Source organism: Cohaesibacter intestini (genome assembly GCF_003324485.1).
GTDB classification, from domain to species: Bacteria; Pseudomonadota; Alphaproteobacteria; order Rhizobiales; family Cohaesibacteraceae; genus Cohaesibacter; species Cohaesibacter intestini.
This window is the reverse complement of record NZ_QODK01000001.1, coordinates 1,269,086-1,281,284: the sequence shown is the minus strand read 5'-3', so window position 1 is coordinate 1,281,284 and position 12,199 is coordinate 1,269,086. Positions and strand designations below refer to the sequence as shown.

The window sequence follows — 12,199 nt, the reverse complement described above, 5'->3', positions numbered from 1 at the left end:
TGAACCCGTAATTGTCACCTCCAACCCATTCCAAAAATAAAGGCATTCTTCGCGCACTTCATGCGCAACGATGAACTGCGGCCAAAATCACAGGCAGAAAATGGGGCAACCTCATGAATGAGATGGGTTAGTCGTCTCCAAGTCCGACAAAATGCCCTGCAACATGATGCCATACGAAGCATTCGCATTCCCAAATGCTGAGAAGCGGCAGAACGTTCAGATCGTTTGTTTCTCAAAAGAAGGAGGCTCTTGTGCTTTCAGGGTTCAGTATCGCCACTGGTCTTTCAGAGTTCATGGCGTACCACGAGAAATTCTCCCACAGTGGCGTGACATACATGAGCAACTCCAAGCCGCACTTAAAGAGAGGATTGTCTTCTATCTGGCACCTGATGCTTGCGAGGGTGGTTTGGACTGCAAACGGTTGAGCAGATACCTATATTCCAAGCCCAGCGATCCCCAAAAATAAAACCAGCATAATCATCCGGCGGCTAGGCATTTCAAATGCAAAGCACCTTCATGCCCATACGCGTCGTGTCGTTCCAATCAGACAACAAAAGGGTGGTCGTTCAAAGCAGTGGCCCACATGTGGCACTAACTGCCAACATAAGGATCACTTCAAGATGCTCATGAAGAAACACACCACCACCACCCCGGAAGTCTCCACGTTCACCTTCGTTACCCGTTCGGCCAACGATGGGCAGGTCAACTCGCTTTACGACATCCGCACGGTCACCTTCGAGGATAAGCCGAATGACCCTTGGTTCGTCGCTGCTGATGTCTGCAAGGCGTTGGGGTTCAAGAACGGGCCAAGTGCGGTGCGCCAGCACACGGAATCCAATCAACGGAATACTATCGTAATTCGCGATGGTATTCGCGAGAACCCTCAGAGACTGGTCGTTTCTGAAGGAGGTCTTTACGCTCTCATTCTCGGTTCGGAGCTTCCATCAGCCAAAGAGTTCAAGCTCTGGGTCACTGATAAAGTCCTTCCCGCGATCCGCAAGGACGGCATGTACGTCAAGGGTGAGGAGAAGGTACTCACTGGTGAAATGTCGATGGAAGAGATGACCCTCAAGGTGCTCGAAGGGTTGCAAGCCAAGGTAGGCCGACTGACCAACGAGAAGGCCGCTCTGACCGAAGACATCACCCGGAAGCAATTCGTCATCGAAGAGATGCACGATCAGGTGGGCGAACTGACTGAAGACAATGCTGCACTCGAAGCCGTCAAGGCTGAGATGGAGCCAATGGTTGAAGGCTTCCAGCACTTCCTATCAGTGGATGGCACCTACAACAAAGAGGCAGTCGCCAAGATCCTTGGGTTCCCTTCAGCGATCAAGCTGAACCGCTGGCTGGCGTATCTGGGCATCCAGTCCGCTCGCAAGACGTGGAAAGGTGGCGTCGAGAGGATCAAGTTCTGGTATCTCCGGGCTGAGTGGGTGAAGCGTCAAGATCTCTTCAAGACCAAGACCTCCACTGATGTCATCCGGGGGACTCAAGTTCACATCTAAGGCAACACGACCCACTTCATGGCTGCAAGAAGTTGCTCGTCAGAAGGCCCTTTCGAATATCGGTTCAGCCCCTCACCCGGTCTTGAATGCCCCATGATCCAGTCTGAAACCCAAGGGTTGATGTCACCCTGTTCCAGCAAGGTTCTGGCTCGATGCCGCCAGCTATGACTGGCAACCACGCTTTCGTCCTTCACTACCAACCTGAGCGAACGCCCAAGACGCTGAGAGAGCGTGTGGGAGCGCTTGTTGTAGACCTTGGAGACAAGGTTCCCAAAGACATACTCTTCATCTTCACGGTCCTCTAAGCGCACCCGCAGCATATCCATGACTGCCTTGCAGACGACAGGAACACGACGAATCCCCGCCTTGGTTTTCGCTTCCCTGATGTGCAGCCAAACAGCATGACCTTGATCAGAACAGTCTCTTATCCGCAACCGCGCAGCTTCCTCCAAGCGCAGACCTGTTACCGCCAGCAGTTGGACGACATGAAAATCATCGGGGAACTTGCCGTGCCGCTCAAGGGTCTTGGCTAGAACAGCAGAGGCTTCTGGTTCAGTGAATGCGCGACGCCCCAGCGCCTCTTCATTGGCTTTTCGGGGTTTCAATCCATCCCAAGGGCTTCTCCTGTCATCCGGGATATAGCCATTCAGTTCGAGCCACTTCCAGTGACCACTGTAAGCTGACAGTTTCTTTTGAACGGTGTCTTGCGCTCGCCCCGGCGACAACTTGTTCCTGACAAACTCGGACGCTTTTCGACGGCTCACTTCTTCAACCGTCTGGAACTCAGTCGCTAGATCCTTGAAGGCTGCACGGTACTCGTCCTTCGTCTTCTCCCCTACCCTCGTATCACTCAGCCATGTTTCCATGTAGTGGGTAAGTGGGATGGTCTCTCCCGTGGCAATGCTATGAAAGCGCTCAGCATCTTCTGTTTTGGAGCCAAGCTTTCGCGCAGTGTCCAGATCGTTCACGCCTTTAGGAAAACCACGCTCTTCGATGGAGTATGACCGATCAACGATCTGTTCTTCAATGAAGGCTTTTTCCTGTGCAGATTTGGCATCATGCAGCATAGAGCGCCATATCGACGCCTCTGCTACAACCTCATCAGAACCACGGGCATTCTCAATCTGCTGCTTCCAAGCCGCAACAATTGGTCCACAGAGAGCCAGTGCCCTGCGCCTATCATCGGTTTGCAGCGACTTCATGAACTTCGTTTTATTGATAATACCCCGTACATCCTTGGGAACATCAAGGGTCGCATACCAGCGCTGGCGTTTCTTCAAAAGGTAGTTTGTCATGGGTGCTTCGTACCACGTTTTCGTACCACGCTGAAGCTTTAACCCTTTGAAATATTGATTTTATTGAGGAAATCAAGAAATGGTGACCCCGGCGCGAGTCGAACGCGCGACCTACCGCTTAGGAGGCGGTTGCTCTATCCATCTGAGCTACGGGGCCATTTGAGCCATTGCATGAAAAACTGCCTTCTTGAAACAATGGCAGTCGCTAGCAGCGAAAACAATTCGACCGCAATGTCAAAGCTCTCTATCATTTCGCCTATGGCAGATCAACCTGCCCTGTACGCTTTCGATTGCCTGCCTCGCAGGATTGAACCAAAGGCCCTATGGATGCGCACCCATCAGCTCTTGCTCTTCGTCTTGATCGGCTTATGTGGCACCGCACTCTCACTGGCGTCATCTCAGGCAGATGAGCGCGCGGCCACCCATCCGTGCCTTGAAGCCTTGTCCCCCTTGGCACCGACGGGCACCAGCCGCTTCAGCGCTCCAGCTGACATTATAACGCCTGCTGGCAACATCTGGCTGTTGGATGGCATCCTTGTAGAACATCTCAAACCCGCAAGCCTTGCACAGCAAAAGCAGGCCGAGATCACGAAAGTCCTGAAGTCAGCACGACCCACCATCCATGCCAGCAAAAAGGCAAAACCGGATCGCCGGGGCAGACGGCCCGCCTTTATTCAGTCCACTCCCGAAGCAACTCACCAACCACACCTGTTGCAGGAGCAACTTGCAGCGATGGGCCTCGTGCGTATCGATGTCGACACAGTGTCGAATGTCTGTGCCAAACGCTTGCTGAATGCGGAACAAAAGGCTCGACAGGCCAAACTTGGATTGTGGAAAGAGGCGCAGTATCAGCCAAAGCCATCCAACCGCCTCCACCTTTCTGCCATCGTCTCCACCTATCAGCTTGTTTATGGCAGGGTGCGCACGGTCTCTCGCATGGATCACAGCACCAGCTATCTGAATTTCGGCCCCAACTGGAAAAAGGACTTTACAGTCACACTCAGTGAAAAAAGCCTGACCCGATGGGAAGCCGAAAACAAATCGCTGGATGCCCTGAAAAATGCCTATATATATGTTCGAGGATGGGTCGAAACACGCGGGGGGCCGCTGATTCGAGTGCACCACCCGGAGCAACTGTGGCAGGAAAAGCCACCCAGGTGAGCCGGGCGGATGCAAGCAAAGGATAAAAGCAAGCTGAATGGTCCAGACCTTCAAACGAATTGCTCTGAGAATTGATGTGGGGACGAATATTTGAGCAAACAGCGCCTGACCCGTCTTAGAAACGCTGCCATCCTTGGCGCGACCCTTATGCTGCTGGCTGGCTGCAAGAGCGTATTGACCAGCGGCAACGAACCGAGCATCTCCGGCGTCGCCCCTGCCAACAGTTCGGCCATTGATGCCGTCGAGCGGGAAATCGGCCGCAAGGAACATCCCAAAATCGTCAAGGCCTATGGTGGTGTCTATAGCAATCCGCGCCTCGAAGTGATGGTGGCAAAGCTGGTTGGCAGGCTCGTTGCGGCCTCCACCGAGCCCAATCGCCCTTATCGGGTGACCATTCTCAACAGCCCGACGGTCAATGCCTTTGCCCTGCCCGGCGGCTATCTCTATGTCACACGCGGCCTGATCGCTCTGGCCAATGACAAGTCTGAACTGGCTGCAGTCCTCGCCCACGAAATGGCCCATGTCACAGCCCGCCATGCGCTGGAACGCGCCAGAGCCCGTCGGGATACGGAGCTGACCGCCAAGGTGATGGACAACATGGTCGGCGATGACAATGCACGCAAAGCATCGATCAAGACCAGCAATCTGGTGACACTGGCCAGCTTCTCGCAGGTTCAGGAACTCGAGGCCGACAAGCAGGGCATCGAGACCGCCTTTCGCGCAGGACTTGACCCCTTCGCGGCCAGCCGGTTCCTCAGCACGATGGGCCAGTATGCAGAATTTCTCACAGGCCGCGCCGACAATGATCCGAAGGCCAACTTCCTGTCATCGCACCCCACCACCCCCCAACGCATCCAGACCGCGATATTCACCGCCAGACGCTACGGCGGTCCGAGCGTCGGTGCACGTGAACGCGAGGACTATCTCGAAGCGATCGACGGCATGCTGTTTGGCGACGCGCCGGATGAAGGCTTCGTGCGCGGCAACTCCTATATTCACCCGCATCTGCGGATCCGTTTCTCACTGCCAACGGGCTATCGTCTGGAGAACACCACCAAAGCGGTGCTCGCGGTGGCCCCGGACGGCACCGCGATGCGCTTTGATGGGGTGAGTGTCAGCCCTGACGTGCCTCTGACCAGCTATCTGACGTCCGGCTGGGTCACCGGTCTGCTGACCGGTTCGATTCGCGAGCAGATGATTGATGGCCAACCCGCAGTACTCGCTGCGGCCAAGGCCAAGGGCTGGACCTTCCGGATCGCCATCATCCGGGTCCAATCCGCCACCTATCGCTTTGTATTTGCCACCACAAATCCGAACTCTGCCTATGAAAGTGCGGTCGCCGAAACTGTCAACAGCTTCCGCACCCTCTCCTTCCAGCAGGCGCAGTCCTACAAACCCCTGACCATCAATATTGTCACGGCAGGAGGTGGAGACAGCCCGCAACGCGTGGCGGAGCGCATGGAAGGCACGGAGAACAAATTACGCCTGTTTCGCATTCTCAACGACATCGATTCAGGGGCGCGCCTCAAACGTGGCCAACAGATCAAAGTGATCCGCTCCTTGAACTAAGGCCTGCAGCCCTCGGACCGGCCCGCAGTCCAACGCTCTACTTTCGGCACGAGGCATGCAAATGTCACCAACAGCCGCACAAGGCTTTTGAAGGACAAATAAAAAACCCCGGTGAACAGCGCTCACCGGGGTTTTTAAATGTCATCCCATCAGGGACACAATCAGGCAGCAGCTTCTTCCTGCTCGGTCTTGGCAGCGCCACGGCGCGGCCCTTTGGCCAGATTCTTCTCGATCAACTGAACCGCTTCCGTGCCGGACAGCTTGCGAATCGCAGCCACTTCACGAGCCATACGATCCAGAGCAGCCTCATAAAGCTGGCGTTCGGAATAGGATTGTTCCGGCTGGGTGTCGGAGCGATACAGATCGCGCACGACTTCTGCGATTGACTGCAGATCACCGGAATTGATTTTTGCCTCATATTCCTGCGCGCGGCGGCTCCACATGGTGCGCTTGATACGAGCGCGCCCTGTCACCGTCACCAGCGCCTTGTCAACAGCATCTTCATCGGACAGCTTCCGCATGCCTACAGAAGCGACTTTGCCAATCGGAACGCGCAAGGTCATTTTGTCTTGCTCGAAGTTGATCACGAAAAGCTCCAAGCTCAGACCTGCGACTTCCTGCTCTTCGATATTGACAATTTGGCCCACACCGTGAGCTGGATAGACGATGAATTCGTTGATTTTAAAGCCCTGACGTTGGGTGGCTTTTTTGATGGCCATACGCTAGAAACTCCCGCGTCGCTTGAGAGCGGATCCATTACCCGCCCCAATCTCTTTAATAAACCGGAAACCCGCGTTTTCGGTCACAAAACGCAAAATGCCGCCACTTCAAGAAATCATCGATCCAGTGAAGAAGGGCATCCTTTTGCAGTGCATCAGAACTGAATTTGGCACGTCTGTGTGTATTGCGCACTTTAACATTGCATGAAGCATTAAATGCGCATAAAAAAACTCCCAGAACAGGAGTGTTGCATACCTTCCTTGATCAGCTGATTACGGGAGAATAGCATATTTTTGTTATATTTCCAAGATTTGATTGTGATCAAACTTTCACGGTGCGCCCAAATCGCGCCTGCGCAGCCTCATTGATATGACACAATCCGCAGATCTCTGCCGTTAAATCACCCAAAATCCGCATCGACTCAGCATAAAATTAGTTTTCTGCGACCATAAAAAATGGCCCGGATATGCGCTTTTTCACATCCGGACCAGCTGTCATTATACTGCATGGCAGCAATGCTCAATCACCTTCACCCGGGTTCGGGGAGAGATATTGCAGCTTGTTCTCGACACCATCCCACTTCTTCGCATCTGCCATCGGCGGCTTGGAGGCGGTGATGTTAGGCCACTTCTCGGCATATTCCGCATTGATCTTGAGCCAGTCTTCAAGGCCCGGCTCGGTATCCGGCTTGATCGCTTCCGCCGGGCATTCCGGCTCGCATACGCCACAGTCAATGCACTCGTCGGGATGAATAACGAGGAAGTTTTCACCCTCGTAAAAACAATCGACCGGACAGACTTCAACACAATCGGTATATTTGCACTTGATGCAATTATCCAGGACGATATAGGTCATTGCCTTCTCCGCATTTGGATGCCGATCCCAGGCCCAATCATCATGCGATGATACGGGCAGGCATCCCTTTTGCTTACATATGGCGCGAGCGCCAGTCCTTTTCCGCAAGCCTGATCAAGCCATCGGTCAACGCCGACCAGACCATAAATTCATTCCCAATTTGCTATCGCTTTTACCCCGGGGATTCAAGCGCTATTCATTGCAAATGGAGCCCGCAAACCAGAACCATTTTGCGACAGCCGCTGCTTTCGGGGCCATATTTTCCCCCACGGCAAATGGACTGCCCAAAAGAGAAAACAATCGTTGGAATTCAGGTTCCTTGATCAAACACAAATCGCCAGAAAAAAACAGGTAAAAAATATACCTATTATCGAAAGTTCTAGATACGCCCGTCACTCATCGCCGTAACTGCGCTTGAGCCGCATCAATTCACGCCTGTCTTTCTTGGACGGACGCGGCTGACCAGCACCGGGGGCAACATCCATTGCGGATTGATCCGATTTGACGGGTTTGGGAGAGAGGTCTTCAAACAGCAACTGGGCTTCGCTGGCAGGGCCGCGACGCGAACCGAGCGCCTCAACCTTGTAGACCAGCACCAGATTGCCCCGAACAATGGTCAGCACGTCACCCACCTTGACGGCCTGGCTGGCTGCACTGACCTTGTCCTTGTTGAGCCGCACGGCGCCGGATGTAACAAGCTTAGCAGCCAGACTGCGCGTCTTGGCAACACGCGCAAACCACAGCCACTTGTCAATCCGGAGCTTGGAGGTCGCCTCACTCATGCGGCACCATGGCAGTCGCGAACAAGGGCTATTTGCCCTTGTCCAGATTTGCTTTCAGAGCAGCAAGTGCCGCGAATGGGGAATCAGGATCCGCAACTTTTTCCGGTTTGCGCGAGGTCTGATCGCGAGGCTTGCCGCGACCCTTGTCATTGTTGCGCGACCGATCCTGACCTTTTTGGCCACCATCCTGATTGCGCGGACCACCGCGTTTGCCGCCTTTGCCACGGGCGTCTTTCTGACCCGGCTTGGCGTTGCGCTGACCAGAGCGTTGTGGACGGCGATCCCCACGCCCACCCGGACGCCAGATTTCAAGCCACTGTTCTTCCGGCTCGCTATCGGCTTCAGCCTTCGCCTCTTCCGCCCCTGCTTCAACAACGGCGTCAGCAGGTGCAGCTTCCTGTGGAGAAGTGTCTGCATCAGCAGAAGCGTCCCCGGATTTGTCCTCTGCATCCACCGCTTCAGCGACTGCGGTTTCCCCTTCAACCGGGGCGGCAGCCTCTGTCTCGGCAGGTTTTTCGGCTGGCTGCTCCGGCTCGATTCGGCGCCGCTCGACCCGATAGCCAAGCGATTTGAGAATCGTTGAGAAGTCTTCCCCGGCACATCCCAGCAGCGAGGTCATGGCCACCGTCACGGTGAAACCGCGCTCGACAGCCCCTTCCGGCGGCTCGGGCGCTTCCTCGGTTGGACGCCAGCTGAGCAGCGGGCGAATGAGATCGGCCAGACGCTCGAGAATGTCGATTCGTACCGCGCGCTTGCCATAAACACCGAAGCCGACGGTTTTGTAGAGCTGCGGTGCAATCGCCTCATTGATCGGAATAGAGGTACGGCCGGAAGCCGACAGAGCCGGCACATCCTGAATGCCTTCCTGATCCAGACCACCATTGTGAAGGGCCCACATCATCACCAGCATCGTGCTTGGTGCCGGCTTCAAAAGAGCCGGAATATAGATGTGATAGGCACCGAACCTGACACCGAACTTGCGCAACGAGGCACGGGCATCCTGATCGAGCGAACGCACATCTTCTGAGACCGATCGACGATCTAGAATACCAAGATTTTCAACGAGTTGGAACGCAAGCCCTTTGGCGATGCCTTCCAGTTCCTCGACTGTCGAGAGATCCACCAAAGGCTGCAAAAGCAGATTGATGTGATTGCTCAACCAAAGATTGATTCGCGACTGGACATTCTCCAGCGCGACACCGCTCAGACCTTCATCAGCCAACACCATCAGGCGCGGCTTCAGGACCACATCGCCAGCCACCAGCTTGGCAATCGGCGCACCCTGCCACCGAAGGATTCCATCCCCGGATAACAAGAACTGATCATTGGCTGCGCCAGCGATTTTCTCCGATCTGTTTTCGAATTCGACAGAAAGGACTTTCTGCGCGGCGGCATGAATAGCTTTGGCATCATTGCCTTCAGCACTCACATCGGGCGCAAAGCGAAATCCTTGCAATTGACCAACATGCTGGCCTTCCACCAGCACGTCACCGGCAGGAGTAATTTCCGCTTCGAGCATTGCTTTTTCTCTCAGACGTTTCATCAGTACACTTGTGCGCCTATCAATGAAGCGCTTGGTGAGCCGCTCATGCAAGGCATCCGACAAGCGGTCCTCAACGGCTCTGGTTTTCTCTTGCCACAAAAGGGGTTCATCTAGCCACCCCTTTTTATTGGCAACAAAGGTCCATGTGCGGATATGTGCAATTCTATTGGCGAGTGTGTCAATATCGCCATCAATCCTATCCGCGTAGGCAATCTGTGCCGTTAGCCAGTCATTGGACAAAGTCCCCCGTTCTTCGAGCTGCTGAAACAGCACGCCAATCAGTTCTGCATGGTTGGCCGGGGCAATCTTGCGATAGTCCGGCACCTGACAGACATCCCATAACAATCGCAAACAATCCGGGCTGTCCGTCCGCCGCTGAATGTCGCGATCCTTGTAAAGCAATTCAAGAGCCTGCACATCACTGGCGGGCAAGGCCTTGGTCAGGCCCGGCTGGCTGGGTGCGACCTCCAGCGAGGCAATCAGATCGCCATAGCTGGAAAAATCCAACATACGATTGCGCCATTGCAGCATTTTGACAGGCTGGAAGACGTGGCATTCAAGCTGCTCGACCAATTCATCTTCGAACGGGCTGACCCGCCCCGTGACCCCGAAGGTCCCGTCGCGGGTGTGACGCCCGGCTCGCCCGGCAATCTGCGCCAGCTCGGCAGCCGTCAGGCGGCGATGCTGAAAGCCGTCAAACTTTTTCTCCGCCGCAAAGGCCACATGATCCACATCGAGATTGAGCCCCATGCCGATCGCATCCGTCGCGATCAGATGGTCCACATCGCCATTCTGGAACAGCTCGACCTGCGCATTGCGGGTGCGGGGAGACAGACTGCCCATCACCACCGCTGCGCCGCCCTTCTGGCGGCGAACCAATTCGGCAATTGCATAGACGTCATTGACCGAGAAAGTCACCACCGCAGACCGGCGCGGCAGACGCGACAGCTTCTTCTGTCCCTCATAGGTCAGTTGCGACATCCGCGGGCGGCTGGTGATCGTCGCTCCGGGCAGCAATTGCTCGACCATCGGCTGCATCGTCGCCGCGCCGAGCAACAGGGTTTCTTCGCGGCCGCGCAAATGCAACAGACGGTCGGTGAAGACATGACCGCGCTCGAAATCGGACGCCAACTGCACCTCGTCGATGGCGACAAAGGCGACATCGGCATGCGCAGGCATCGCTTCCACAGTGCAGACATGATAGCGCGCCCCTTGCGGCACGATCCGCTCTTCTCCCGTATGCAGCGCGACGGCCTCAGGCCCGACCTTGGCCACCAGCTTGCCATAGACCTCCCGCGCCAGCAGCCGCAACGGCAACCCGATGATACCCGACGAATGGGCCACCATCCGCTCAATCGCCATATGGGTCTTGCCCGTATTGGTCGGCCCGAGAATCGCATGAACATGCCCGAGAGCCGGATTGCCCCGTCTCTCAAAACCCACATTGTCCGCCCAGCCGGGCGCCTGTTCGCTCAACCGATGGATATGCGCCCGCGCACCTTGGTCCGCAGACCTTTTGGCTTTCGGGGCCGCCTTGGATTTGAACTTGGCTTTCGGTTTTGTGCGTGGGGCTGCCTGACGATCCTCAACAACAGGATCGCTGGCGCTCAGCAGCGCGGCCATTTGCGCTTCCATGGAAGGCTCATCGGCAGAAGGCTTGTCTTTGAGATGCGCGCCCGCAAAAGGCTGATCGGTTTTGGGCCGCGATGCACGCTCATCCGGCAGACCTTGATCTTGCGCACGGCGCATCAGCTCTGCTTCAATTCCCGCAAAGGCATCGGGCCGCCCTGCGGCGATAGTCTCGGCCCGCTTGACCCGCAAACGGTCTTCAGCCTCGGCGCGCGCCTTCGCCTCGGCCTCACCCTTCAGGCTGTCCGCCAACCCGGCCAGCGAGGCAAAAGGGGAATCGGTATGTTTCTTCTTGGTCATGGACGTGCCGATGGCCTGTCTGAGAGCCGGCATCTCATCAAGGTCGGCTCGTCTCTGGTGTCTTTCTTCGAATGTGCGAAATCTTTCACACAATGGCGGATGCCTGTTCGTGCTCTTCTTATCTCAAAAGCGGCTTCATGCTTGCAAGCAACAATCGGACCACTTGCTCTTTTTCCCGTCGGCCACGACATCCTTGCAACATTCAACCCAAAGCCGCGCAACCGCACCAATATTAACGAAAAGAACGAGTCTGGAACGAATCATGCCCGAATCGACGACTTTCACATGTTCCTATATTGTTCTATCTCGATATAGATGACAATAGCGTGACAGACACAAGATCTCGTGGCAGCTCATAAACCATTTGGAAACAGTCTGCCCAAAATCGCAGCACGGCCTGTATATTTTTTAACCACTTCGCATCAATTCGAAACAAAGCCATATTTTCAATTGGTTAACAATTTCCCCACAACAGAGCGCTTCGCGTTAACCCTTTGAACGCAGAGAGAACAAACTCTGCACGAATCGCTTCTTTCGCCATGTTCTCAAAATGTTCCCGCCAGATATACCCACAAATTTGCCCCCGCCATCAATATCTAGGTGATATGAGTATAACGAACCAAATCCCTGCTGATGCTCAAACTTTGATCATTAACCAACCGTCCCGATTTGACACATCACGCAAGCGGCACACTCCCCCATCTGGTGTGCGTGGAGACAGATCCATCTCATATATCGAAAGGGAAGGCAGTAGGGACAGGAGGCAAGCGCTGGACAATCAACCGGTGCGCGTCTCAAGCGCAGCCAAGGCGTTTGACCCCGCCTGTCCTGTTGACCAGA

9 protein-coding genes and 1 tRNA gene are annotated in these 12,199 nt (G+C 55.1%); 4 read left to right on the top strand and 6 right to left on the bottom strand.

Going from position 1 to position 12,199, the window contains the following annotated elements:
• The first annotated feature begins 620 nt into the window (after positions 1-620).
• The gene (locus DSD30_RS05555) at positions 621-1,505 is read left to right on the top strand and encodes a BRO family protein (RefSeq protein ID WP_114008526.1); all 885 of its coding nucleotides are present in this window, start codon (positions 621-623) and stop codon (positions 1,503-1,505) included.
• Here the strand turns inward: DSD30_RS05555 and DSD30_RS05550 are convergent.
• Together DSD30_RS05550 and DSD30_RS05545 are read right to left on the bottom strand one after the other, a co-directional pair.
• Complete coding sequence (locus DSD30_RS05550; RefSeq protein WP_114008525.1) at positions 1,502-2,800, bottom strand: DUF6538 domain-containing protein; 1,299 nt, start codon at positions 2,798-2,800, stop codon at positions 1,502-1,504. The genes DSD30_RS05555 and DSD30_RS05550 overlap by 4 nt on opposite strands.
• 80 nt (positions 2,801-2,880) lie before the next feature.
• Positions 2,881-2,957, bottom strand: a tRNA-Arg gene (locus DSD30_RS05545).
• Positions 2,958-3,127: 170 nt separating this feature from the next.
• On the opposite strand from DSD30_RS05545, the gene DSD30_RS05540 reads away from it, so the two are divergent.
• Complete coding sequence (locus DSD30_RS05540; RefSeq protein WP_157967573.1) at positions 3,128-3,961, top strand: thermonuclease family protein; 834 nt, start codon at positions 3,128-3,130, stop codon at positions 3,959-3,961.
• Positions 3,962-4,051: 90 nt separating this feature from the next.
• Positions 4,052-5,530: a M48 family metalloprotease gene (locus tag DSD30_RS05535; protein ID WP_198662821.1), complete on the top strand. Its 1,479-nt coding sequence runs from the start codon at positions 4,052-4,054 to the stop codon at positions 5,528-5,530.
• Between the two features lie 161 nt (positions 5,531-5,691).
• Here DSD30_RS05535 and DSD30_RS05530 read toward each other — a convergent pair whose 3' ends face one another.
• The 4 genes from DSD30_RS05530 to DSD30_RS05515 all read right to left on the bottom strand — a co-directional run bounded on the left by DSD30_RS05530 (position 5,692) and on the right by DSD30_RS05515 (position 11,359).
• On the bottom strand, positions 5,692-6,249 hold the full coding sequence (locus tag DSD30_RS05530; protein ID WP_114008522.1) for a CarD family transcriptional regulator: 558 nt from the start codon (positions 6,247-6,249) through the stop codon (positions 5,692-5,694).
• A 520-nt stretch (positions 6,250-6,769) separates the two neighbouring features.
• Positions 6,770-7,105 (bottom strand): ferredoxin FdxA, encoded by a 336-nt coding sequence (gene fdxA / locus DSD30_RS05525; RefSeq protein ID WP_114008521.1) that lies wholly within the window; start codon positions 7,103-7,105, stop codon positions 6,770-6,772.
• Between the two features lie 392 nt (positions 7,106-7,497).
• Positions 7,498-7,887 carry an RNA-binding S4 domain-containing protein gene (locus DSD30_RS05520; protein ID WP_114008520.1) on the bottom strand — a complete coding sequence of 130 codons (390 nt, stop codon included), beginning with the start codon at positions 7,885-7,887 and terminating at the stop codon, positions 7,498-7,500.
• 28 nt (positions 7,888-7,915) lie between these two features.
• The gene (locus tag DSD30_RS05515; RefSeq protein ID WP_425359445.1) at positions 7,916-11,359 is read right to left on the bottom strand and encodes a helicase-related protein; all 3,444 of its coding nucleotides are present in this window, start codon (positions 11,357-11,359) and stop codon (positions 7,916-7,918) included.
• On the opposite strand from DSD30_RS05515, the gene DSD30_RS21475 reads away from it, so the two are divergent.
• Entirely contained in the window at positions 11,342-11,674 is a 333-nt protein-coding gene (locus DSD30_RS21475; RefSeq protein ID WP_157967572.1) for a hypothetical protein, read from the top strand. The genes DSD30_RS05515 and DSD30_RS21475 overlap by 18 nt on opposite strands.
• Positions 11,675-12,199: the final 525 nt, after the last annotated feature.

Coding starts and splice junctions, on each gene's coding strand:
- DSD30_RS05555 (WP_114008526.1), top strand. CDS start 621: ATGCTCATGAAGAAACACACCACCACCACCCCGGAAGTCTCCACGTTC.
- DSD30_RS05550 (WP_114008525.1), bottom strand. CDS start 2,800: ATGACAAACTACCTTTTGAAGAAACGCCAGCGCTGGTATGCGACCCTT.
- DSD30_RS05540 (WP_157967573.1), top strand. CDS start 3,128: ATGCGCACCCATCAGCTCTTGCTCTTCGTCTTGATCGGCTTATGTGGC.
- DSD30_RS05530 (WP_114008522.1), bottom strand. CDS start 6,249: ATGGCCATCAAAAAAGCCACCCAACGTCAGGGCTTTAAAATCAACGAA.
- fdxA (WP_114008521.1), bottom strand. CDS start 7,105: ATGACCTATATCGTCCTGGATAATTGCATCAAGTGCAAATATACCGAT.
- DSD30_RS05520 (WP_114008520.1), bottom strand. CDS start 7,887: ATGAGTGAGGCGACCTCCAAGCTCCGGATTGACAAGTGGCTGTGGTTT.
- DSD30_RS21475 (WP_157967572.1), top strand. CDS start 11,342: ATGTTTCTTCTTGGTCATGGACGTGCCGATGGCCTGTCTGAGAGCCGG.
- DSD30_RS05515 (WP_425359445.1), bottom strand. CDS start 11,359: ATGACCAAGAAGAAACATACCGATTCCCCTTTTGCCTCGCTGGCCGGG.